Genomic DNA, 20,890 nt, shown 5'->3' with positions numbered 1-20,890 from the left:
GGCTCTCCGGCAAGGAGCCTGGATTCTAAGCCAAGCCGGTGACCAAGCCGACCTGCATTGGATCCAAGAATGCGCCCATTCCGACGACGCACGTGCCGGCCTGCCTTGCGCCAACCAAGTCGTCCGCCCGCCTACTGCTTTACTCCGGCTTATGCCGTAACGCCAACACGTCCACCACCTGCGCCAGCGACAGCCCGCGGCTGCGCAGCAGCACCAGCAGGTGGTACAGCAGGTCGGCGCTCTCGCCGAGCAGCGCGTCTTCGTCCTGGGCCACGGCCGCCAGCGCGGTTTCCACGCCTTCTTCGCCCACCTTCTGCGCGATACGACGAACGCCGCCTTCAAACAAGCGGGTGGTGTAACTGCCGGCCGGACGTTCCTGCTCGCGGGTGGCAATCAGCGCATCCAGTTCGGCCAGGAAATCGCCACGCGCGTGCGGGAAACAACTGGCACGTTGCAGGTGACAGGTGGGCCCATGCGGCACCGCGCGCACCAGCAAGGCGTCGTTGTCGCAGTCGGTTTCCACCGACACCAGCTCCAGCACATGCCCCGAGGTCTCACCTTTGGTCCACAGGCGCTGCTTGCTGCGGCTGTAGAACGTCACGCTGCCGCTGGCCAGGGTCTGCTCTAGCGCTGGCCGATTCATGTAGCCCAGCATCAGCACGCGCCCGTTGCCGGCGTCCTGGATGATCGCCGGCACCAGGCCGTCGGCTTTATCCCAATCGATGCTGGCCGGATCAATCGACACGTCGCACCTCGATGCCCTGCCCTTGCAGATAGTTCTTCAAATCGGCGATGGCGATGCGTCCGCTGTGGAAGACCGTCGCCGCCAGCGCGCCATCGACATCGGCCTGCTGGAACGCGTCGGCAAAGTGTTCCGGTTCGCCCGCGCCGCCCGATGCAATCAGCGGCACCCGGCAGATCGCGCGCACCGCGCCCAGCTGCTCCAGATCATAGCCGCGGCGCACGCCATCGTTGTCCATGCAGTTGAGCACGATTTCGCCAGCGCCCAGTCGCTGCACTTCGGCTACCCAGTCCAGCGTCCGCACTGGCAGCGCCCGGGTCTTGTCGGGGTCGCCGGTGTATTGGCGCACCCGCCATTCGCCGTCGGCCTCGCGCACCGAGTCGATGCCGACCACCACGCATTGCACGCCAAACTCGCGCGCCAGTTCGCCAATCAAGGCGGGGCGTTCCAGCGCGGGCGTATTCACCGAAATCTTGTCCGCGCCGGCATGCAGCACGGCACGCGCGGTCTCGACATTGCGGATGCCGCCGGCCACGCAGAACGGGATGTCGAGCAGGCGCGACACCCGCTCAACCCAAGCGTAGTCCACCGAGCGGCCTTCGGGGCTGGCGCTGATGTCGTAGAACACCAGCTCATCGGCGCCGGCATCGCGGTAACGCAGCGCCAGTTCGACGATGTCGCCCATGTCGACGTGATCGCGGAAACGCACGCCCTTGACTACGCGGCCTTCGCGTACGTCCAGGCAGGGAATGATGCGCCGGCTCAACATGCCAGCGCCTCCGGCAGGCTGAAGCGGCCTTCCAGCAAGGCGCGGCCGAGTACGATGCCGGCGCAGCCGGCCGCACGCGCGGCGGGCACGTCCTCCAGCGCCCGCACGCCGCCGGAAGCCTGCACCTGCAGGCCCGGCGCGATGTCGCGCAGCAGCGCATAGAGGTCCAGGTTGGGGCCGGCGAGCATGCCGTCGCGGGCGATGTCGGTGCACAGCAGATGGATCAGGCCCGCGTCGGCATAGCGCCGCGCCATGGCCGTCAATTCCTCGCCGGCGCTTTCGGTCCAGCCATGCACGGGCAACTGCCAGATGCCGGCCTCGTCGCGGCGCGTGTCCAGCGCCACGGTGATGCGTTCGCCGCCAAACTCATGCAGCCAGGCCAAGACGGTGGCCGGCTCGCGCACCGCCAACGAGCCAATCACCACGCGCGCGGCGCCGGCATCCAGGATTTTCGCAACGTCATCGCGTGAGCGCACACCGCCACCTGTCTGCACACGCAGGGAGGTGGTGGCGACGATGTCGCCGACCAGCGCGGCCAGCGTGTAACCGCCTTCGCGCGCCGCATCCAGATCCACCAGGTGCAGCCAGTTCGCGCCTTGCGCCGCATAGCCACGGATGATCGCCTGCGGGTCATCGCCGTAGCGGGTCTCGCGGGCGTAGTCGCCCTGCGCCAGCCGCACGACCCTGCCACCGCGCACGTCGATGGCCGGGTACCGCTGGAAAGCAGGCGACGGCGCCGGCACGGCAGTCGGCGCGAGCGTGGATGCATCTACGGACATCAAGTCAATCCTGTTTCAATGAAATTCTGCAGCAGGCGCGCGCCGACGCCGGCCGAACGCTCGGGATGGAACTGCGCACCGCCAATCGACCCATGCTGGACCACCGCTGCGAACTGGCAGCCGTGTTCGGTGCTGGCCACGCAGGCTTCGGTGACCGGGGCCGCGTAGCTGTGCACGAAGTAGGCATGATCACCGGCCTCGATGCCGCGCAGCAGCGGACTTTCGCGCAGCCGCTGCAACTGGTTCCAGCCCATGTGCGGCACGCGCACGCCGATGGTGTCGGACAGCTTGCGCACGCGCCCCGGCAACAGGCCCAGGCAGGGCGTGTCGTCTTCCTCGGAATGCTCGAACAACAACTGCATGCCCACGCATACGCCCAGCAAGGGCGCGCGCAGGTGGCGCAAAGGCCGCACCAGATCCAGCTCGTGCAGGCGCGCCATCACGGTGGCGGCGGTGCTGACACCGGGCAGGATCACGCGCTCGGCCGACTCCAACTGCTCGGCACGCTGCACCAGCTGCGCCTGGATACCCAGGCGCTCCAGCGCATAACGCACCGAGCCCAGGTTGGCGCCACCGGCATCGACCAGGGCCACCTGCATCACAGCGCTCCCTTGGTCGAAGGCAGTTCCGCACCCTCGCGACGAATGGCCTGACGCAACGCGCGCGCCAGCGCCTTGAACGACGCCTCGATCTTGTGGTGGTCGTTGTCACCGTGCACGCGCAGATTGAGGTTCAGGCCGGCGGCGTCGCAGAGCGAACGGAAGAAGTGCGGCACCAGCTCGGTCGGCAGGTCGCCCACGCGCTCCCGGCGGAACTCGCCTTCGAACACGAAGTACGGCCGCCCGCTGAAATCCAGCGCCGCGCTGGCCAGGGTTTCATCCATCGGCAAGGTGAAGCCATAGCGGCCAATGCCGCGCTTGTCGCCCAACGCCTGCCGCAAGGCCTGCCCCAACGCCAGGCCGGTGTCTTCCACCGTGTGGTGCTCGTCGATGTGCAGGTCGCCCTGGGTGTCGATTTTCAGGGCGAAGCCGCCGTGCTTGCCGATTTGTTCGAGCATGTGATCGAAGAACGGCAGACCGGTATGGATGACCGGCTCGGCGACCCGATCCAGATCCACGTCCACCTGGATCCGCGTTTCCTTGGTGTCGCGTCGCACCTGCGCGCGACGCGGTGCATCGGCCAGTTCGTGGGCGATGCCGTTCCAGTCCCACTCGCCGCCAAATTGTTCGGTCTTGAGCTGGAAGCCGCGGATGCGCAGGTTGTCGGCGAATTGCACATCGGTGGGCCGATCCCCGACCATCGCCGAACGCGACCAGTCGATGCTGCGATCCTGCAGGTACGGCAGCACCAGGCCAATGCCGGGCTTGCGCGTGGGCGCGTTTTCCTGCGGCCAGCTGCAATCGACCAGCACCTCGCGGAAGCGGATGCCCTGGCTCTCGAATATCTGCAGCATCAAGTCATTCGGGCCATCGAAGGAAGCGCGCGGATAGGCCTCGCTGCCCAGGCCGTCCTGGTTGCTGACGATCACGAACTGGTAGCCGGCATCACGCAGCTTGAGCAATGCCGGGATGCAGTCGCGCACGAAGCGGATCTTGTCGTAGGCATCGATCTGGAAATCCGACGGTTCCTCAATCAGGGTGCCGTCGCGATCGATGAAAAGGATGGGGGTCATGCCGCGGCCTCCTGCAGGCGCAAAGCGTCAAGGACACGGTCGTTCTGTTCCGGGCTGCCGATGCTGATCCGCAACGCGTCGCCCAGTTGCGGCGCGGCCCGTTGATCCCGCACCACCACGCCGGTGGCCAGCAAGGCGGCGAACGCGGCATCGGCATCGGCAAAGCGCACCAACAGGTAATTGCCTTGCGAGGGATACACGCGGCGCACGCCGCTCAGGGTGGACAGGCCGTACAGCATGCGCTCGCGTTCGCGCCGCACCACTTCGACACGACGCGCCGTCTGCGCCAGCGCCTCGGCGCCCAAGCCGGCCAGGGCCAGATCCGAGCACGGCGCGGGAATCGGATACGGCGCCTGGCAGGCGCGCAGCACGCTGATCAGTTCGGGATCGGCGATCACCACGCCGATGCGCGCCGCCGCCAGCGCATGTGCTTTCGACAGCGTGCGCAGCACGGCCAGGTTGCGGTGCTGGCCCAGCAATGCGGTGGCCGATGGCACATCGGAAAACTCCACGTATGCCTCGTCGACCACCAGCAAGGCCTGGCCGGCCAAGGCATCGGCAAGTGCGGCAATCTCCTGCAGGCAGCAGGCATGGCCGGTCGGATTGCCGGGCGAGCACAGGAAGACGATTTTCGCGCCCTGCTCGCGCGCCGCCCTGGCCAGTGTGGGCAGGTCGGGCAGGAAGCCGGCCGCTGCATCCACCAGCGGCACGTCAATCACGCGAGCGTCCTGCAGCCGCGCCGACACCGCGTACATGCCGAACACCGGCGAACTGATCACCACGCCATCGCGGCCGGGCACGCACAGGGCGCGCACCAGCAGGTCGATGGCTTCGTCACTGCCGCGGCCGACCAGCAATTGCTCCGGTGCGCACGCGTAGAGATTGGCCAGCGCCTGGCGCAGCGCCGGCGGCTGCGGATCCGGATAGCGCCGGCAGCGCGCCTGCGGGTCGGCGGGGTTGCCCCACGCCGATTCGTTGGCGTTCAACCAGACATCACCGCGCAGGCTCTCTGTGCGCGCCGACTTGTAGCCGCCAAAGCCACGCAGGTCGGGGCGTACCAGATCCAATGGATTCGCTTCGAGGCTGCTCATGCCGCTGCCTCCAGCCGCAAAGCCACGGCGTTGGCGTGCGCGTCCAGACCTTCGGCGCGCGCCAGGGTCAGCGCGCATTCGCCGATCGCCGCGATGCCGGCCCGACTGGCGGCCTGCACGCTGACGAAGTTCTGGAAGCTCGCCACACTCACACCGCTGTAGGCGCGCGCGGCGCCTGCCGTGGGCAGGACATGGTTGGTGCCGCTGCAGTAGTCACCCAGCGCCTCGGGCGTGTAATCGCCCAGGAACACCGAGCCTGCTGCTTCCACTTTTTCCAGCCAGTTGCGCGGCTCGCGCAGCGCCAGAATCAGGTGCTCGGGCGCGTAGGTATTGCTGATTGCAAAGGCGTCATCGAGCGCGGCGACCTGGATCAGCCGCGATTTCTCAAGCGCCTGTGCGGCAATCTCCGACCGCGACAATTGCCGCAGTTGTTCGGACAACGCCTGCTCGACGCGGGTCAACAGGTCCGCCGAATCGGACAGCAGCAGCACCTGCGAATCCGGCCCATGTTCGGCCTGCGACAGCAGATCCGCCGCGACGAAGGCGGCATCGGCGCCGTCATCGGCAATCACCAGCACTTCCGAAGGGCCGGCCGGCATGTCGATGGCGACGCGACCGCCCTGCGCGACCTGCTGCTTGGCCTCGGTGACATAGCTGTTGCCCGGTCCGAACAACTTGTCGCAACGCGGCACGCTGTCACTGCCATAGGCCATCGCGGCAATCGCCTGCGCACCGCCGAGTTTGAACACCCGTGCCACGCCGGTCATCTGCGCCGCCACCAGCACCGCCGGATCGGCGCTGCCATCGGCGCGCGGCGGCGTGCACAACACCACTTCGCGGCAACCGGCCAGGCGCGCGGGCACGCCCAGCATCAGCGCGGTGGACGGCAGCGGGGCGCTGCCGGCCGGCACGTACAGGCCAACCCGGGGGATGGGCCGGATCATGCGCTCGCAGACGACGCCCGGTGCTGTTTCCACGGCATAGGGCTGGGCCATGCCGGCGCGGTGAAAGGCTTCGATGCGGCCGGCGGCATCGCGCATGGCCTGCTTCAACGCCGGGGCCACGGCGGCTTCGGCGGCGGAGAATTCCGCGGCGTCCACTTCCAGGGCATCGAGCACCACGCCATCGAAGCGCGCGGTCAGCTCACGCAGCGCGTCATCGCCACGTGCCGCCACGTCATTGAGCAACAGGGCCACGGCATCGCGGGTGCGCTGGGCCACCTCCTGCACGGGGCGACGCAGGGCGGCGGCGCGCGCGTCGCGGTCCAGATCCTTCCAGATCAGCCGGTTCATGCCAGCGACCTCTCGACCTTCAGCACCATCAATCCCTGCGCGCCGGCGCGTTCCAGTTCTTCCAGGCGCTGCCAGGTGATCGCGCCGTGACACATGGTCTGCAGCGACAAGGGACCATCGCCGCTGGCCGGCAACTGCACCAGCGGATCGGCATCGGGCAGCAGGCGCGACAATTCGGCCACCATGTCGCGGTGGGCGCGGAACATCAGCAGCTTGCTGTCCTTGAGCTTGAGCACGCCGTCGATGCGCCGCAGCAACATCGCGGCCAGGCCGGCGCGTTCGTCTTCGAATTCGCGCGACGGACCCGCCAGCACGGCTTCGCTGTCGAGCAACGTTTCCACCGGCTTGAGCTGGTTGGCCGCCAGCGTGGCGCCGCTGGAGACCAGATCGCAGATCGCATCGGCGGTGCCCAGGCGCGGTGCGATTTCCACCGAACCGGACAGTTCCACCACGCTGGCGTCGATCGCCTGGTCCTGCAGCCACTGCGCCAGGATCGCCGGATAGCTGGTGGCGATACGCTGGCCTTGCAACTGTTGCGGACCCTGCCAGTCCCAGCTGTCCGGCACCGCCAGCATCAGCCGGCACTGGCCGAATCCGAGCGCGCGGAATTCGCGGAATGCCTGCGGCAGGCCGATGCGCGCACGCTCGCCGGCCTGCTCGTCCAGTTCATTGCGGCCGACCACGCCAAAGTCGCAGACGCCATCGGCAATCAGGCCGGGGATGTCGTCATCGCGCACCAGCAACAGGTCTATCGGCAGGGACTCGCCGTAGCAGAACAACTTGTCGCGACTCTCGCGCCAGCTGAGGCCGCAGGCGGTGAGCAAGGCACGCGCCGGTTCGGCGAGGCGACCACTTTTCTGGATGGCGATGCGCAAGCGATCGCGCGTCGCGGGGGCAACCCGGGGGCTCATAAGGGGGAACTCAGTGGGAGGCGCTGGTGGCGCGCGGTTGTTGCTGGACGGCCGTGGCGTAACCGCCGGTGCCACGCTCCAGGGTGCGGGCGACGCGGCCGATGGTGGTCACGCTGACCTGGGTCAGGTCGTGGATTTCCCGGTACGGCACACCCTTGAGCAGCAGGGGCACCACCCGCCAGCGATCCGACATGGATTCCAACTCGGCCGGCGTGCACAGGTCTTCCAGGAAAGCGCGCACGTCTTCGGGCCGCTGCAGGGCCGCCAAGGCTTCGGCCAGGGCCTGCAGCGAGGCGTTTTCGGTCTGTTCGTCGTTGGCGGCGCGGCGTTTCATGGGGGACGGGTCGGCGGGGACTGAAGGGATTGGGGAAGCGGTCTGGTCCGGATGTGGCCAGGCTGGCGCGTTCCAATGTACTAACGCGTTAATACATTAACGCAAACAAGCAGGCGATGGCAAGCCGACGGGGCACTCGCCCGCTGTGGACCACCCACCTGCCCCGTGCCGGCCTCCCCTGTCCCCTGTGATATCGCCCTTACGTTCTTCCGGAAGAGTGGCTGCGGCCGCTGGCCGGTCATGCGGAGGCGTTGGCAGCCTCTAGACTGGCTCACCGCGGGTGCAGCACATCGGGTCGACGGGGGCGGTGGTGGCACAGGAAGGATTCCAGCGACAACAAGGATGGGACCGGATCGGGACCGGGCGAGCCGCCTGGCTGCTGCTGGGCCTGCTCGCCTGCTGGCTGCTGGTAGCCCCGGCGCAGGCGCAGGAAGAGCTGCAACTGCGTCCCGGCACGTCGATCCAGAGCCTGGCCCCGCATATCGCGTATGCGCATGACGTGGACGGCCGCGCCAGCGTCGACGCGATGCGTGCGCAAGCCGCACAGGGAAGATTCCAGCCGCTGCCGCCAGCGGGCGCATCGTTCGGTTTCCAACCCGGCGCCTACTGGTTCCATGCGCAGCTGCGCAACGACAACCCGCATGAGCCGCGTTGGCTGCTGGTGCAGCAGTACGCGCTCAGTGATCGGTTGGACGTCTACCTGCGCTATCCCGACGGACGTGTCATCCACCATGCCGGTGGCGACCATGTGCCGTTCGACCAACGCAGCGTGCGCTACCGGCATCCGAACTTCCAGCTCGACCTGCCGGTGGGCCAGAGCGTGGATCTGTTCGTACGCGTGGAAAGCCAGAGTTCCATGCAGGTGCCGTTGGCGCTGTATACGCCGACCTCCTTCACCGAGCTCTCGCGCGATGCGCAATTCGCGATGGGACTCTACTTCGGCATCCTGCTGGCCTTGTTCACCTACAACCTGGTGTTGTGGCTGACCCTGCGCGATGCCAGCTATTTCTGGTACCTGTTCCATATCGGTGCGTTCGGCCTGGTCCTGTTCACCCTGTACGGACTGGGTTTCGAATACCTGTGGCCGCGCTCGTCGTGGTTGGCGGATCGCTCGGTGCCGCTGTCGATCTGCCTGGCGCAGATCGGCATGCAACAGTTCGCGCGCAATTTCCTCGGCCTGCGTCAGCGCTGGCCTGCCGGTGATCGCGTCGGACTGGGAATGATCGCGCTGTTCGTGTTGCTGGCCATCGCGTCCACGCAGATGGCCATCCGCCTGTCCACCCAGTTGGCGGTGGTGGCGGTGATCTTCAGCGTGGCGTGGATTGCGGTGGAAGCCATCGTTGCGGTGCGCCGTGGTTACAAGCCGGCGCGGTTGTTCCTGCTGGCCTGGTCGATGTTCCTGGCGGGCATCGCGATGGTGGCGATGGTCGCCTTTGGCGTGCTGCCAAAGAATTTCGTCACCGAGTACAGCGTGCAGATTGGCTCGGCGCTGGAGATGTTGCTGCTGTCCGTGGCATTGGGCTATCGCTACGCGTCGCTGCGCAATCAGAACGAGCGCATCGTGCGCGAATCGCGCGACCAGCTGGAACTGAAAGTCGCCCAGCGCACTGGCGAACTGCGCCAGGCGCTGGAGCAGCTGGAAACCGCGCATCTGCGCTTGCGCGAGTTCAGCCGCCTGGACGGCCTCACCGAACTGTACAACCGCGCCCATTTCCGCGAAGCCTTCGAGCACCTGATGTCGCAGGCACGCAACTCACGCCGGCCGATTTCGCTGCTGATGATCGATCTGGATCACTTCAAGCGCATCAATGACACCTACGGTCATCTGGTCGGTGATGACTGCCTGCGCTGGACCTCCAACACCATGGCCGAGACCCTGCGCCCGCATGGTGCGCTGGTGGCGCGCTTTGGCGGCGAGGAGTTCATCGCCGCCCTGCCCGACATGGGCCTGGCCGAGGCCAGCCTGGTGGCCGAGGAACTGCGCCAGCGGCTGCGCGAGCGACCGTGCCGCAGCGGGGATCTGGATATCGCCATCTCCGCCAGCATCGGCGTGCACTGCGTGGATACGCACGCCAAGGACAGCCTGGACTCGGCGCTGCAGGTGGCGGATCAGGCGCTGTATACGGCCAAGGCCGAAGGGCGGGATTGCGTCAGGACGTTGTGACGATCAATGCAGCGACGCAGAAACCTGTAGGAGGGGCTGCGTCAGCGTCCGCGCACGGCATCCAGCAACACACCGGACTCCACCAGCTTCACGGCCGTAGCCACTTCACCATCGAGTGCGCGGTCGCGATCGAGGAACGGGATGGCCTGGCGCAGGCGTGCGTGTGCCGCGGCAACGGCTTCACCGGGATGGAACTCCTCGGTGGCGGCCAGTTCGGCGCGCAGGGCTTCCACTTCGTCGAGGAAGTCGGCGCGACCCTGCGCCGAAGGCAGCGGACCGCCCTGCACTTTCGCCGCCAGCGCTTCGGCATCGGCACGACGTGACAGGTCGCGGGCGGCATTGATCATGTCGCGACGCAAATCCAGCGCCTGTGCGGCGGTATAAATTTCCAGCGCCAGCACCTTGCCCAGATCCTGCGCCATCGCCAGCACGTGACGGGCTTCGTTGGCACCCATCGACACATGGTCTTCGGCATTGGCGCTGGTGGGAATCGAGAACACCGAGGCCGGGTGCGCGCGGCTGGTCAGGTCGTTGACGATCGCCGCGGCGGTGTACTGCACGATCATGTGGCCGGATTCGGTGCCGTCTTCATTGCCGATCAGGAAGGCCGGCAATCCGTCGTTGGTCGCCGGGTCCACCAGCTTGTTGAGGCGGCGCTCGGAGATCGAGGCCAGCACCGGAATGGCGGCCTTGACGTAACTCATCGCCAGCGCCAGCGGCATGCCATGGAAATGGCCGGCCGAGATCACCTGCTCTTCCACGTGATCAGCCTGCTTGTCCGGGAACACCAGCGGGTTGTCGGTGACCGCGTTCAATTCGACTTCCAGCACGCGTCGCGCCTGCGCCACCGCATCGCGCACGGCGCCGTGCACCTGCGGGATGCAGCGCAATGAATAGCTGTCCTGCGGCTGGTGCTTCTTGCCGCCACGGAACGGGCGGAAGCGCTGGTAGAACTTTTCACGCCCGTGGCGCTGATCGGTCGGCACCCAGTCCCAGCCGATGTCGAACCGCAGCGCCTGTGCTTCCGGCGTGTCCCAGCTGTGCGGCATCCACGAGCGGAACTTCGGCACCAGGTGATAGGGAATATCGGCCAGGGTGGAGCCGGCCAGCAGTTCACGCAGGCGCGTGGCCACGTGCACCTGGCCCGGATGCGGACGCAGCGCATGCACTTCCTCGGCGAACGCACCCAGCCGCCCGGCAAAGGCGTCGATGGTCATCGCCGCGGCCAGATCCGCGGTATCCAGCAGGTGCTCCAGGCGGTACACCGCCAGCACGCCCATCGCCAGCATCTGCGCGGTGCCGTTGTTCAGCGCCAGGCCTTCCTTGTACGAGAGCGATACCGGCTGCAGGCCGGCGCGTTGCAGCGCTTCGGCGCCGCTGATGCGCTCGCCCTGGTGGAACGCTTCACCACCGCCCAGCAGCACGATCGCCAGATGCGACAGCGGCGCCAGATCGCCGGACGCGCCCACCGAACCCAGCGACGGCACCACCGGCACGATGCCGGCATTGAGCAGCGCCGCCAGCGCGCGCAGGGTCTCCACGCGGATGCCGGAATGACCCTTGAGCAGAGTATTGATGCGGATGCCGAGCATGGCGCGCACCACTTCGGGCGCCATCGGCTCACCCACGCACACGGCATGGGTGATGATCAGGTTGTGCTGAAGTTCCTCGTGCAGCGAACGCCCCGACTTGGCGGCGCCAGGCAGGCTGTCGCGCAGCGGATGCGCGCCGAGCAGCTTGTCGGCATTGCTGCCGAAGCCGGTGGAGACGCCGTAAATCGGTTCTTCGCGACGCACCTGTTCGGCCAGGAAGTCGGCAGCGCGGGCCACCGCTTTCAGGGCGCTGTCGTCCAGCGCCACCGGGGCGCCGTAGGCGATTTCAACCAGCTTGTCGCGACTGAGCGACTGACCGTCCAGCAGGATGGGTTTCATGGTTCAACGTCCCGCCAATGCGCGTGCTTGTTCAAGTTCGACTTTCAGGCTGCTCGCCAGTTCTTCGCGCTTCACCTCGAACTGCTGCTCGCGGCTCAGGTCCTTCACCGTGACCGCACCACGTGCGCGCTCGTCTTCGCCGGCCAGCACCACGAAGCGGATGCCGGCACGCGAGGCGTACTGGAACTGCTTGGCCAGCTTGCGCGGTTCCATCTGAACTTCGGTGTTGATGCCGGCCGCGCGCAGGCGACGGGCGATATCCAGCGAATCGGCCAGCGAGGCATCGTCCATCAGCGCCACCAGCGCCTGCACGCTGCTCTCGTCGCTGCCGGCGATCAGGCCGGCTTCGCGCAACTGCCAGAACAAGCGAGTCAGGCCAATGGAAATGCCCACGCCCGGCAGCTTGGACTTGGTGTAGTGGCTGGCCAGGTTGTCGTAGCGGCCCCCTGAACAGATCGAACCGATCTGCGGATAGGCATCCAGCTGGGTCTCGTAGACGGTGCCGGTGTAGTAATCCAGGCCGCGCGCAATCGAGAAGTTCAGGCAATACGCGCTCTCGGGAACGCCCAGCGCCTGCACCAGCTGCAGCACTTCGCGCAGCTCGGCCACGCCTTCGGCGAGGGTGGGATTGCCCTGCCCCAGGGTGTCGAGCTTGGCGATCGCATCGGCATGGCCGGTCGAACGCACTTCAACAAAGTCCAGGATGCGCTGTACGGCGTCGGCCGGCAGGCCGAAGTCCGGGCCCTGCAGGGTCTCGCGCACGTAATCGGCGCCGCGCTTGTCCAGCTTGTCCACTTCGCGCAGCACCAGCGCTTGTTGCTCGCTGTCGCTGACGCCCTGGGCCTCGAAGAAGCCGCGCATCAGCTTGCGGTTGTTGAGCTGGATGGTGAACTCGCCAATGCCCAGGTCGCTGAAGACCGCGTGGATCACCGCCAGGATCTCGGCGTCGAAACGCGTACTCAGCCCGTCCTTGCCGATCACGTCGATGTCGCACTGGTAGAACTCGCGGAAACGGCCGCGCTGGGCGCGCTCGCCACGGTAGACGCGCTGGATCTGGTAGCGACGGAACGGGAAGGTCAGCTCGTGTTCGTGCTCGGCCACGTAGCGCGCCAGCGGCACAGTCAGGTCGAAGCGCAGCGCCAGTTCGGGCAGGCCTTCGGCCGGGGCTTCGGCCTCGGCGGCCTTGGCATTGGCCAGGGCGCCGGTGGATTGCACGAAGTACACCTGGCGCTCGGTTTCGCCGCCCGACTTGGTCAGCAGCGTCTCGGAGAGCTCGAAAACGGGGGTCTCGACCGGCAGGAAGCCAAAGCGCTCGTAGTTGCGGCGGATGGTATCCAGCATGCGCTGGAAGGCGATCTGCTCGCGTGGCAGCAGTTCCATGATTCCAGGCGGCGTACGCGGCTTGATCAAGCGAAAACTCCGGACGAAAAACGGTCCGCCATTCTAAGGCTGAACCCGCATGCGCCGCAGCGCCCGCAAAAAAGGAGTTGCCGAGCCGTGGAGCCCTGAATAGAATAGCGGGCTCACCACGGGGTGTAGCTCAGTCTGGTAGAGCGCTACGTTCGGGACGTAGAGGTCGCAGGTTCGAATCCTGTCTCCCCGACCAATAAAAACAGGAAGTTACGACGAAGCCGGCCCAGTGCCGGCTTTTTCGTGCCAGCAGGGTGCCAGCAGTTCCGGATTCGCGCGCTATCTGTTCCGCTGTGCGCGCTGCAGCTGCCGGCCGGCGTCGATCTGGCGCTGCGAATCAGAACGGCGATCCGCCAGGACCGCATTCGGGAAGTTCTGGATGATCGTGGTGCCACCGCTGCCGTCGGAGAGCATGTGATTCGGAACCACGGTGCCACCCTGATTGCCAGCCAGCAGGTAGTCCTTGTCGCCGACGCGGAACAGCTCAGGACCGTTCTCGTTCACCCGGTGGACTGAGCCCGCCGCCGCGTAGCCGCCGGTACCGAAGCCCCAGCCGCTGCTGCTGAAGAGTGAAGCGAACGTCCCCGTCCAGCCTTGATCGCCGCCGCCACCGCCGGCTGATGCGCCTGCCCCGCTGCTGCCCCAGGACGAGAAGGAATCGAAGATTGCGGACACGGCCTTCTGTGCGGCGATCCTGGCCATGTCGCGCAGGATGCTGGCGGTGAAGTCCGCGAACGCCTCCTTGGCCGACTTGCTGCCGTCCAGGAAGCTGGCGAAGGCGTCCTCGGTGGCGTACTTGAAACTGTCCATGGTGGCTTGGTACTCGTGCGCTTTCTCCAGCTGCGCATCGGTCGAGATGATCTGCTGCCCTTCCGGGCTGTCGGCGCTGACGCCGGCGCGGTCCAGCAGGATGCGCTGGCGGCGCTCCTTGTTGCTGAGGGCAAGCAGCTCCAGCTCCTTCTGCATGTCGGCCAGGACTTCCTGCGCGGGCGTCTTGGTTTCCTCGATCTTCTTGAGGTCCGCATCGCGCATCTGCGTGACGAAGTCGATCGCCTTGGCGTAGTCGGTCAGGGTGATCTCGCCCTTGTGGAAGTCGCCCTCGATGTCCTGAAGCTGCTTCTGGTACTCGCGGTTGACCTCGGCCACCGGACCGCCGAGAGAGGCCTCCATGTCCAGCACACGGTCGTGCCAGCCGTTCTGGGCTTCGGCCAGGCGCATCATCGCCTCACGCGCGGCCTCAGCTTGCTCCTGCTGCCGGCGCAGTTCGTCAGCGGTGCGTTTGGCCGCGTCGCTGCCCTTGTTCGTGCGGCCACCGGCGCCGTCTTCACCACCTGATTCGATGGCCGGCGCACGCAGGACCTGGGCGGTCACGTCACCCCACCGGTCACCCTGGATGCGCTTCGTGATTTCGCGTTGCAGGGCGATGCTTTCGTTGTCGAGCGCCGTCAGCGCTTCGGCGCGCTCCTTCTTCAGGGAGTCGATGTCGAAGCCCAGGAAGGATGTGCGCTGGTTCTTGGTCATGTTGCGAAGCTGGGTCACCTCCCCCAGTCGCGCGTTCAGCGCGTCGAGCGTGGCATCGCCTCGGGAGAGGCTGCCGTCGCCCAGAGCTGCCAGTTCGCGCTGCTTGGAGATGAGGTTCGCGATGGCCGCGACGCCTTCGATGCTGTCGGCGACCAGGCCGGTGATGGCGCTGGCGATCGTGTCGATGCCGCGTTTGATGCTCGGGTCGTTCACCGCCTGGGCCAGGTTGTTGATCGCTTCCGTGGTGGCCTTCAGACCGCCGCTGCCGGCGTCGCCTTCCAGGAGATTGCTGAAGTCGTTCTTCAGGCCCTGCAGCGCGCCGCCCAGCGTGTTCCTGGCCGCTTCCGCCGCGGTCCCCATCGTGCCGGCCAGCTTGTCCAGGATGGCCGTCTGAGCGTCGGTGACGCGTCCGGATTCCAGCATCGTGTCGATGCGATCACGCTCGGCGTCGGTGAAAGTCACGCCGGCTTTGGTCAGAGCCGCCAGACCGCGCTCCGGGTCGTTCATTGCCTTGCCCAGCAGCTTGGCCGCGCTGGATGCATCCGTCCCCATCACCGTGGCCAGGTCCAGCGCCGCCTCGATGGTGCGGTCGAAGTTGAGTCCCTCGATCTGCTTGAAGGTCAGCAGCATCGCCTGCGCTTCGCCGATGGATTCGTCGTCGAAGATGGTCTGGCTGGCCAGCTTCTCCGCCTGAGCATTGAGCTGCTGCAGGGAGCGATTCGCGGCGCCGCCGGTGTCGCGGATACGGGCCAGCAGCTGCGCCTGGACACGCTCGGCCTCGACGGAGTTCTTGATGTAGACCCCAAGACCTGCCGCCGCTGCGCCGATGCCGACGCTGATTGCTGTTCCCAAAGTCTTCCCGAACGCCTTGGCCCGGGCCTCGATCTGGGTCATGCGCTTGTCGCTGTCGCGCGCGGCCTTGTCCCAGCCTTGGGTAAAGCCCCCGAGCTTCAGGACCAGGTCCAGCGTCAATGTGCCGAGGCTACGGTTTGCCATGCAGATACCTCTGGATTTACAGGGCGATCAGCGCCTGGTTTGGCCCAAATCGCGAAATCGAGTTTTTGCGCAGAAATTCGGTTTTTGTCGAAAAATTCCGGGCGGAGAAAAAAACCTACGAATGAGAGGGGGCGCGGTGTCCGGTTGGGGTGCCTTCGCCGTTTTCTCATCCCCCCCCCGGTCAATGCCTCATCTGCCCCAAGCCTTCGACGATGGCGCTGGCTTCTTCGCCGAATCCGACGAAGGCGCGGAACCCATCGGGCCAGGTGCAGTGCAGTCCGTATTCTTCGCCCTGCCAGCCTTGCTGGGTGCTGACCGCATCGTTGAAGCTGCGACCCAACCGCTGCATGTTGGCGTTGAAGACGTCGACCGGGATTTGGGTTTGTTCTCGCATGTCCTCTCCAGGGAGGAGGGCCGATGGTCTGGCCCTCCTGTTCTTGCTTAGGAACCGCAGGCGCTCCAGTTGACGTAACCCCACACCACCGAGCCGGCCTGGCGCTTCTGCCAGTTCACGAACCGCTCGACGCGGATGGCGACCGAGTTGGTCTGGAACATGGAGACGCCTTGGGTTGCCGTGGGCGTGATGCTGTTCTGCGTGGGCGCGTTGTCCATCTGCAGCGTGGCCTCGGTCGACACCGCCACCTGGATGCCACCCTCGTCGCCGAGGAAGATCTCGTCGCCCTTCACCAGTGCGACCACCGAACCGTCACTGTTCGTGGGCACGTACTGCGAAGTGAAGACCGGCAGGCCGGCCAGGGTGCCGCCCATCGCCGTGATGCCCGGGAAGGCGGGGTTGCCGCTCTCGTTGGCAATCAGTGACAGGTCGATGGCCACGGTCTCCGGCATGATCCAGAAGGCGCCGCGTACCGTGAGGTTGTCACCGACCAGTTCCTTCATGAACTGAGCTATGTCGCAGCGAACGCCCTGCACCGTCCCATCGCCTTCCAGCACGATTGGGGTCGTGCCATTCAGCAGACCGGCCGGAGATTCGTCAGCCACAGCCGCGTCAGTGCTGACCAGGGTCTGGTCGAACCGACGGCCCACTGATCGGGCCAGCTCGTCGCGCAGGTACTCATCGCCGGCCACCGAAGCGCGCATCAGCAGTTCGTTCGTGGCCACCGCGATGGCGGCAACCTTCAACGGTCCCAGTTTGGATCGGGTGTAGGTCCACTGCGTCAGCGGCTTCGCCTCGCCTTCCTTCACCCATTGGGCCGTACCACCGGAGCCTTGCACCAGCACCGGCGTGTCGAACGGCAGTTTGCGGAAGCTGGAGGCGACCTGGCCGAAAACGGTTCGCGGCGTCATGTACTCCACGAAGTCTGCAAACGGGGTGCCGCCTTCGTTGATCAGGTTGCTTGCCCAGGTCGTGCTGAGCGTGCTGGCGGCCGGCACTGCGGCCTTGGTGACAGCCGCATTGACCCGGTCGTCACCCGGATAGATCGAGCGAGCGACCTGCACCGGATCCTGATGCTTCAAGAAGCCGATGGCCATGCATCGGGCCACACGGGCGAAACCGATGCCGTTGTCGTGGCTCTGCGTGTCGCGAGCCGTGGCGAAGTTCTTCATGCCGTTGTACTCCACGGGTTGATTTCCGAAGCTGCTGGGCACCACGGGCCGAGCCGTGGCCATATCTTCCAAAGTCGATTTGCAGCGTTCGATGTCGTCATCCAAGCGCTTGATCGTCTTCGACAAGCCGTCGAATTCACTGGCCTGGGCGTCGTTCAAACTCGTCTGATTCCCTTCGGCAGTTTCGAGCATCTTCTGCCGGCTCGCGGCGTACTCGTCGCGGGTGCGCTGCAGAGATTCCAACTGCCTCGAAATGATGCTGTTCATCTGTTCGATTTCCTTGGTAGCTGCGCCGCGTCGCCGCGTCGCGTGTGGCTATCGACTCGACAGCCTTGGGTAGCTCTTCGCTCTGAGGTTCCGCCCCAAGCTCGGTTACTTCACTCCTGCACCCCCGCAATCATCAGCGCCCACTTGTGCGATGCCGTGTTGGGGCGATCACCGACCTTTGCGTCTACAACACAGTTCCAGAGGGCGCCTTTGTAGTTCACGACATCGCCGCGGCTGTACGAGGCCGGTGCCTGGTACTTTCCAACGAATCGGAATCCGCGCTGTTCGATTGCTTCGAGACGGCCGGACATCTCTTCCAGCGTTTTCATGACTTCGGCATCGATGGTGTTGGTCGTCTCGAGCGCCTTGATCCGGCCATCGAGCGATTGCACGCGCTCTGACGTCTTCCCTGAAAGCTCTTTGATCTTCTTGAAAATGTACTGGACGATGCTCTTCTCGCGGGCTGTCAGGCCGCTCTTTGTTGCCGGCTTTGCGGACCGCCGATCTGCTCCGTCGGGCTTCGTTTCCGCTGGCGCTAATGGCGCCGCTTCCGGATCTCGCACCTTCGCGATGACGAAGCCGGCGCCGTTACGCAAAACCCAGGTGTCATCCTTGTCAATGCCGCTCGCCAGTAGGTCAACCTGCTGCGCCTTCTCCTGGGGCAAGGTGGCAACCGTACGGTCGAATGCAGCGTAGTAGGCCGCGCGTTCCGCATCGGCGCGCTCGCATGGATCCATGGGTTGCGCGTAGCGCATCTGCTTGGCCAAGCGGTCGGCGAAGGGGTCTTTGCTCATGCGACCAGCATGTGCGACCGGTCTGCCAAAAACGATAGTGGAAGGGTGTGGAAGGGTGTGGAACGATGGAGTGATCGTCAGGCAGCCTTCGCCTGGGACTCCAGCCAATTGGCCAGGTCAGCGATGCGGACCGAGCGCTTATGGCCGCGACCGCCCAAGTTGTAGACCGGGAAGGCAGTACCTGCAATCCGGTTCTTGAAGCTGGCCGGCGTCATTCCAACGAGGGCCGCGGCGTCGTCAATGCCGATTCGCAGGTCCGCCGAGATCCAATAGCCCGCCTCTTGCGCAGCTTGGAGCAGCACCAGCGCTGTTGCTTCGGCGAGGGCCTGGTGTGGGTGTGTGGTCACGCTCTGGTGACCCCCGTCCCGCGAATTGGCGGTGCGCGAAGTTTTGAGGGGTGGCGGTGTCCGGAGAATTTGGCCAGGACATTGGCGATGCCTCCCGTAACGCGTGACGTCACGCGTGCGTCACGCGTGGATTGAGTTCGGCGATCGTTCGACGATGGTTCGAGTAACCGTTTCGAAACCGTTTCGCGATGCGGTCGCATTGCGATGGCATTGCGTTCGCATGCTGGCAGCACTGCTAGTAGCAGGCTTTGGGCTGCTAGTAGCAGGAAGGGGCTCGGAAGGGGCTTGCAGTGAGCCCTCAGTGAGTCGTCACGCTGTTGGCCGAATTGCTCTGGAAGCTGTGGATCACCAGCAGGAGCACCAGCGGAACAGCACCTGGAAACCCGGTACCCATGTGGTAATAGTTTTAAGCACACCACGGGGCGGTGCCACTCCCCCCCAAAAAGGTACATCACAGCACCACGGGGCGGTGTTGTCTGGCTTTGTGGCACCACGGGGCGGTGTAACTCCGGTCCAATAGCACCACGGGGCGGTGTAAGTGGCACCACGGGGCGGTGTAAGGATTTGTTTTTCATGCCGCCGCCTTCAACGGCTTTCGCCCTGCCTTCCCTGCCCGCCTTTCGCCGCTGCTGCGTTCGAAATCGGGCACCTTCTCCTTCCAGCTGTCCAGCGGCTTCACGGTCGGCTGAATCTCCAACGGGGCGTCGACCTTGTCATCGATGCGGCGCCATGTGAGCGCGTGCAGGTTGGCCAGGTTCTTGCCCCCTTGCCGGGTCCTGATGATCAGGCGGTAGTGCTCCAGTTCGAGCATCGCGGCGCGCACCGTCGTCTCCGACCGCCATCCCTCATCTTTCATCAGGGTCCACGCGCAGCAGAGATAGCCGTTGTTGAAGCCGGAGTACTGCCTAGCCAGGTCGGTCAGCAGCTTGACTGCGAAGGGGCTCATCCGCCGGAAGTTCTCGTGCCGGAGCAGCGTGTACGGAATCACGAACGCGCTGCCGCCATCGATGTCGTTCCAGCGACTATCTTTCTTCCGACGTGGCATGGCGTCAGGCCTGCTCCCTTCCCTCGCGCATCAACCCCTCGCGAAGCCGAAGCACCTGCGCCTGGACGCCACGCAAGTTGACCAGCAACCTTTCGCACCGCTCGGGTGTAGCGTCGCGTGCAAGGTCGGCAAGCTGGCCAGCCAGGCCTTCGCCAACGTCTGGCAGTTGGGTGCGTATGTGCGCGACCACGATGTTCTCCGCAGCTTCGTTCATGCCTCGATCTCCCCAAGCGCAATTCCGATGTTGTGGATGACGGTGTTCACCTTCTTCGTTCGCTGTTCGAAGTCAGCGGCGTCCTTGTCACGGAACGCCATCGCTTGCTTCCGAGACTCGCGCAGCTGGGCACGCCCTTTCTCGGTCTTGGCCACTTGCTTCATGGCCGTGAGGGTCAGAAACAGATTCATTGGGTCTCCTTGGGAATGGCGGCATCATCCAAGCCTTGTTCGAGCTGCTGGATGATGTTCTTCGCAGTGAGCAGCAGCCAGGACACGTTGTCCAGGTTCTCTCTGGCGTCGTCCTCGTGCAGGTTGGTTTCGTCGATCACTCGTTCGGCCGCTTGCACAACGCAACGGGCCTGCGAAGCGAGCATCGGGAGATTGAGGTCGAGGCTCATGCCTTCTCCTCCCGCTTCTTTTTCTCCTCGTCGATCACTTCGCCGATGAACTCGGCGGCCTGTATGGCAACCACTGCGTGACCAGGCTCGCCCTCTCCCTCCAAGGCGGATGCAAGCGCGTAGCAGATGCTCTTGGCGCGCCAGAGCTTGTCGCCCCTCGATAGCGTCACAGTGCTCATGGCAGGCACCCCGCAGTGCGGCTGAGGGCGGCTTTCGCTTGCTCGAGCAGGCGCCAGGACACCGCGCTGCAGCGTGTCAGCATCTCCACGTCCTCTGCATTCCATCGCTCCACGCGGGAGGCCATCTCCTGCAGTGCTGCGGCCTCTTCAAGGCGGGTGAACGCTTCGGCCAGGTCGTCGTTGTTGAGCAGGGTTTGGACAGTGCTCATGGCGAGATCCCCCTGGCTGCGCGGTAAGCGTTGATCCAGCGGTAGGCCGTGGCCTTCTGCAGACCGAAGTACTCGATTGCCGCTTGGGCCGTTAGGTGCCGTTGCTGGTCGCACCAATGGCCAAAGCGCATCGCTGCTTCGACGGTGGTTGCTGCGTGGAAGAGTTCGGCGGTATCGCCGCCGGTGTTGCTGTCGTGATGTAAAGTTTCGCGTGCCATTGCTCGTCTCCTCTACAGACGGTGGTGGTCATGCGGTCC

24 protein-coding genes and 1 tRNA gene are annotated in these 20,890 nt (G+C 65.4%); 2 read left to right on the top strand and 23 right to left on the bottom strand.

Annotation, left to right across the window (positions count from 1 at the left end; all coding sequences use genetic code 11):
- Positions 1-139: 139 nt before the first annotated feature.
- From hisIE to B5X78_RS16090, 9 genes are read right to left on the bottom strand one after another with little or no spacing between them, the layout of a single operon-like run.
- Positions 140-745, bottom strand: a complete 606-nt coding sequence (gene hisIE, locus B5X78_RS16130) for a bifunctional phosphoribosyl-AMP cyclohydrolase/phosphoribosyl-ATP diphosphatase HisIE (RefSeq protein WP_079725664.1) — start codon at positions 743-745, stop codon at positions 140-142.
- Positions 735-1,511, bottom strand: a complete 777-nt coding sequence (hisF, locus tag B5X78_RS16125; RefSeq protein ID WP_079725662.1) for an imidazole glycerol phosphate synthase subunit HisF — start codon at positions 1,509-1,511, stop codon at positions 735-737. Before hisF ends, hisIE begins: the two co-directional genes overlap by 11 nt.
- Complete coding sequence (hisA, locus tag B5X78_RS16120) at positions 1,505-2,290, bottom strand: 1-(5-phosphoribosyl)-5-[(5-phosphoribosylamino)methylideneamino]imidazole-4-carboxamide isomerase (protein WP_079725660.1); 786 nt, start codon at positions 2,288-2,290, stop codon at positions 1,505-1,507. Before hisA ends, hisF begins: the two co-directional genes overlap by 7 nt.
- On the bottom strand, positions 2,290-2,892 hold the full coding sequence (gene hisH / locus B5X78_RS16115) for an imidazole glycerol phosphate synthase subunit HisH (RefSeq protein WP_139381596.1): 603 nt from the start codon (positions 2,890-2,892) through the stop codon (positions 2,290-2,292). The genes hisA and hisH overlap by 1 nt, the downstream gene beginning before the upstream one ends.
- Positions 2,889-3,962: a bifunctional histidinol-phosphatase/imidazoleglycerol-phosphate dehydratase HisB gene (gene hisB / locus B5X78_RS16110; protein WP_079725656.1), complete on the bottom strand. Its 1,074-nt coding sequence runs from the start codon at positions 3,960-3,962 to the stop codon at positions 2,889-2,891. Before hisB ends, hisH begins: the two co-directional genes overlap by 4 nt.
- The gene (hisC, locus tag B5X78_RS16105; protein WP_079725654.1) at positions 3,959-5,053 is read right to left on the bottom strand and encodes a histidinol-phosphate transaminase; all 1,095 of its coding nucleotides are present in this window, start codon (positions 5,051-5,053) and stop codon (positions 3,959-3,961) included. Before hisC ends, hisB begins: the two co-directional genes overlap by 4 nt.
- Positions 5,050-6,345: a histidinol dehydrogenase gene (gene hisD / locus B5X78_RS16100; protein WP_079725652.1), complete on the bottom strand. Its 1,296-nt coding sequence runs from the start codon at positions 6,343-6,345 to the stop codon at positions 5,050-5,052. Before hisD ends, hisC begins: the two co-directional genes overlap by 4 nt.
- Complete coding sequence (gene hisG / locus B5X78_RS16095; protein WP_079725651.1) at positions 6,342-7,256, bottom strand: ATP phosphoribosyltransferase; 915 nt, start codon at positions 7,254-7,256, stop codon at positions 6,342-6,344. The genes hisD and hisG overlap by 4 nt, the downstream gene beginning before the upstream one ends.
- A 10-nt stretch (positions 7,257-7,266) precedes the next feature.
- The gene (locus B5X78_RS16090) at positions 7,267-7,590 is read right to left on the bottom strand and encodes a YerC/YecD family TrpR-related protein (protein WP_079725649.1); all 324 of its coding nucleotides are present in this window, start codon (positions 7,588-7,590) and stop codon (positions 7,267-7,269) included.
- Positions 7,591-7,900: 310 nt separating this feature from the next.
- On the opposite strand from B5X78_RS16090, the gene B5X78_RS16085 reads away from it, so the two are divergent.
- Positions 7,901-9,754, top strand: coding sequence for a sensor domain-containing diguanylate cyclase (locus tag B5X78_RS16085; RefSeq protein WP_139381595.1), 1,854 nt, complete (start codon positions 7,901-7,903; stop codon positions 9,752-9,754).
- A 41-nt stretch (positions 9,755-9,795) separates the two neighbouring features.
- Here B5X78_RS16085 and B5X78_RS16080 read toward each other — a convergent pair whose 3' ends face one another.
- Both B5X78_RS16080 and hisS read right to left on the bottom strand, forming a co-directional pair.
- Positions 9,796-11,685: an HAL/PAL/TAL family ammonia-lyase gene (locus B5X78_RS16080; RefSeq protein ID WP_079725646.1), complete on the bottom strand. Its 1,890-nt coding sequence runs from the start codon at positions 11,683-11,685 to the stop codon at positions 9,796-9,798.
- A 3-nt stretch (positions 11,686-11,688) separates the two neighbouring features.
- On the bottom strand, positions 11,689-13,095 hold the full coding sequence (gene hisS, locus B5X78_RS16075) for a histidine--tRNA ligase (protein ID WP_079725644.1): 1,407 nt from the start codon (positions 13,093-13,095) through the stop codon (positions 11,689-11,691).
- A gap of 119 nt (positions 13,096-13,214) precedes the next feature.
- Here hisS and B5X78_RS16070 point away from each other — a divergent pair.
- Positions 13,215-13,291 (top strand) — tRNA-Pro (locus B5X78_RS16070).
- 83 nt (positions 13,292-13,374) lie between these two features.
- On the opposite strand, the gene B5X78_RS16065 is transcribed toward B5X78_RS16070, so the two are convergent.
- The 12 genes from B5X78_RS16065 to B5X78_RS16010 form a co-directional block, all read right to left on the bottom strand.
- Entirely contained in the window at positions 13,375-15,612 is a 2,238-nt protein-coding gene (locus B5X78_RS16065; RefSeq protein ID WP_079725642.1) for a phage tail length tape measure family protein, read from the bottom strand.
- A gap of 181 nt (positions 15,613-15,793) precedes the next feature.
- Entirely contained in the window at positions 15,794-16,006 is a 213-nt protein-coding gene (locus B5X78_RS16060; RefSeq protein WP_079725641.1) for a hypothetical protein, read from the bottom strand.
- A 47-nt stretch (positions 16,007-16,053) separates the two neighbouring features.
- Positions 16,054-17,445 carry a phage major capsid protein gene (locus B5X78_RS16055; protein WP_079725639.1) on the bottom strand — a complete coding sequence of 464 codons (1,392 nt, stop codon included), beginning with the start codon at positions 17,443-17,445 and terminating at the stop codon, positions 16,054-16,056.
- A gap of 110 nt (positions 17,446-17,555) precedes the next feature.
- On the bottom strand, positions 17,556-18,239 hold the full coding sequence (locus B5X78_RS16050; protein ID WP_079725637.1) for a hypothetical protein: 684 nt from the start codon (positions 18,237-18,239) through the stop codon (positions 17,556-17,558).
- Between the two features lie 77 nt (positions 18,240-18,316).
- Positions 18,317-18,586 carry a hypothetical protein gene (locus B5X78_RS16045; RefSeq protein ID WP_079725636.1) on the bottom strand — a complete coding sequence of 90 codons (270 nt, stop codon included), beginning with the start codon at positions 18,584-18,586 and terminating at the stop codon, positions 18,317-18,319.
- A gap of 571 nt (positions 18,587-19,157) precedes the next feature.
- Positions 19,158-19,631, bottom strand: coding sequence for a hypothetical protein (locus tag B5X78_RS16040; RefSeq protein ID WP_079725634.1), 474 nt, complete (start codon positions 19,629-19,631; stop codon positions 19,158-19,160).
- Between the two features lie 4 nt (positions 19,632-19,635).
- Positions 19,636-19,845 (bottom strand): hypothetical protein, encoded by a 210-nt coding sequence (locus B5X78_RS16035; RefSeq protein WP_079725633.1) that lies wholly within the window; start codon positions 19,843-19,845, stop codon positions 19,636-19,638.
- A complete protein-coding gene (locus tag B5X78_RS16030; protein WP_079725631.1) occupies positions 19,842-20,036 on the bottom strand; it encodes a hypothetical protein in 195 nt (64 codons plus the stop codon). The genes B5X78_RS16035 and B5X78_RS16030 overlap by 4 nt, the downstream gene beginning before the upstream one ends.
- Positions 20,033-20,245: a hypothetical protein gene (locus B5X78_RS16025; RefSeq protein WP_079725629.1), complete on the bottom strand. Its 213-nt coding sequence runs from the start codon at positions 20,243-20,245 to the stop codon at positions 20,033-20,035. The genes B5X78_RS16030 and B5X78_RS16025 overlap by 4 nt, the downstream gene beginning before the upstream one ends.
- Positions 20,242-20,424 carry a hypothetical protein gene (locus tag B5X78_RS16020; protein ID WP_079725627.1) on the bottom strand — a complete coding sequence of 61 codons (183 nt, stop codon included), beginning with the start codon at positions 20,422-20,424 and terminating at the stop codon, positions 20,242-20,244. Before B5X78_RS16020 ends, B5X78_RS16025 begins: the two co-directional genes overlap by 4 nt.
- The gene (locus B5X78_RS16015; protein WP_079725626.1) at positions 20,421-20,633 is read right to left on the bottom strand and encodes a hypothetical protein; all 213 of its coding nucleotides are present in this window, start codon (positions 20,631-20,633) and stop codon (positions 20,421-20,423) included. The genes B5X78_RS16020 and B5X78_RS16015 overlap by 4 nt, the downstream gene beginning before the upstream one ends.
- The gene (locus B5X78_RS16010) at positions 20,630-20,851 is read right to left on the bottom strand and encodes a hypothetical protein (RefSeq protein WP_079725624.1); all 222 of its coding nucleotides are present in this window, start codon (positions 20,849-20,851) and stop codon (positions 20,630-20,632) included. The genes B5X78_RS16015 and B5X78_RS16010 overlap by 4 nt, the downstream gene beginning before the upstream one ends.
- Positions 20,852-20,890 lie beyond the last annotated feature (39 nt).

It is taken from the genome of Pseudoxanthomonas indica (assembly GCF_900167565.1).
Taxonomy (GTDB): domain Bacteria; phylum Pseudomonadota; class Gammaproteobacteria; order Xanthomonadales; family Xanthomonadaceae; genus Pseudoxanthomonas_A; species Pseudoxanthomonas_A indica.
The sequence above is the reverse complement of the archived record's forward strand: the minus strand, read 5'-3'. Positions and strand labels throughout refer to the sequence as shown.

What these genes read in the sequence shown, in the direction of transcription:
- B5X78_RS16050 (WP_079725637.1), bottom strand. Translation starts at nt 18,239, where the DNA reads ATGAGCAAAGACCCCTTCGCCGACCGCTTGGCCAAGCAGATGCGCTAC.
- hisA (WP_079725660.1), bottom strand. Translation starts at nt 2,290, where the DNA reads ATGTCCGTAGATGCATCCACGCTCGCGCCGACTGCCGTGCCGGCGCCG.
- B5X78_RS16015 (WP_079725626.1), bottom strand. Translation starts at nt 20,633, where the DNA reads ATGAGCACTGTCCAAACCCTGCTCAACAACGACGACCTGGCCGAAGCG.
- B5X78_RS16040 (WP_079725634.1), bottom strand. Translation starts at nt 19,631, where the DNA reads ATGCCACGTCGGAAGAAAGATAGTCGCTGGAACGACATCGATGGCGGC.
- B5X78_RS16030 (WP_079725631.1), bottom strand. Translation starts at nt 20,036, where the DNA reads ATGAATCTGTTTCTGACCCTCACGGCCATGAAGCAAGTGGCCAAGACC.
- B5X78_RS16010 (WP_079725624.1), bottom strand. Translation starts at nt 20,851, where the DNA reads ATGGCACGCGAAACTTTACATCACGACAGCAACACCGGCGGCGATACC.
- hisC (WP_079725654.1), bottom strand. Translation starts at nt 5,053, where the DNA reads ATGAGCAGCCTCGAAGCGAATCCATTGGATCTGGTACGCCCCGACCTG.
- B5X78_RS16020 (WP_079725627.1), bottom strand. Translation starts at nt 20,424, where the DNA reads ATGAGCACTGTGACGCTATCGAGGGGCGACAAGCTCTGGCGCGCCAAG.
- hisB (WP_079725656.1), bottom strand. Translation starts at nt 3,962, where the DNA reads ATGACCCCCATCCTTTTCATCGATCGCGACGGCACCCTGATTGAGGAA.
- B5X78_RS16025 (WP_079725629.1), bottom strand. Translation starts at nt 20,245, where the DNA reads ATGAGCCTCGACCTCAATCTCCCGATGCTCGCTTCGCAGGCCCGTTGC.
- hisF (WP_079725662.1), bottom strand. Translation starts at nt 1,511, where the DNA reads ATGTTGAGCCGGCGCATCATTCCCTGCCTGGACGTACGCGAAGGCCGC.
- B5X78_RS16080 (WP_079725646.1), bottom strand. Translation starts at nt 11,685, where the DNA reads ATGAAACCCATCCTGCTGGACGGTCAGTCGCTCAGTCGCGACAAGCTG.
- hisD (WP_079725652.1), bottom strand. Translation starts at nt 6,345, where the DNA reads ATGAACCGGCTGATCTGGAAGGATCTGGACCGCGACGCGCGCGCCGCC.
- B5X78_RS16060 (WP_079725641.1), bottom strand. Translation starts at nt 16,006, where the DNA reads ATGCGAGAACAAACCCAAATCCCGGTCGACGTCTTCAACGCCAACATG.
- B5X78_RS16090 (WP_079725649.1), bottom strand. Translation starts at nt 7,590, where the DNA reads ATGAAACGCCGCGCCGCCAACGACGAACAGACCGAAAACGCCTCGCTG.
- B5X78_RS16065 (WP_079725642.1), bottom strand. Translation starts at nt 15,612, where the DNA reads ATGGCAAACCGTAGCCTCGGCACATTGACGCTGGACCTGGTCCTGAAG.
- B5X78_RS16035 (WP_079725633.1), bottom strand. Translation starts at nt 19,845, where the DNA reads ATGAACGAAGCTGCGGAGAACATCGTGGTCGCGCACATACGCACCCAA.
- hisG (WP_079725651.1), bottom strand. Translation starts at nt 7,256, where the DNA reads ATGAGCCCCCGGGTTGCCCCCGCGACGCGCGATCGCTTGCGCATCGCC.
- B5X78_RS16055 (WP_079725639.1), bottom strand. Translation starts at nt 17,445, where the DNA reads ATGAACAGCATCATTTCGAGGCAGTTGGAATCTCTGCAGCGCACCCGC.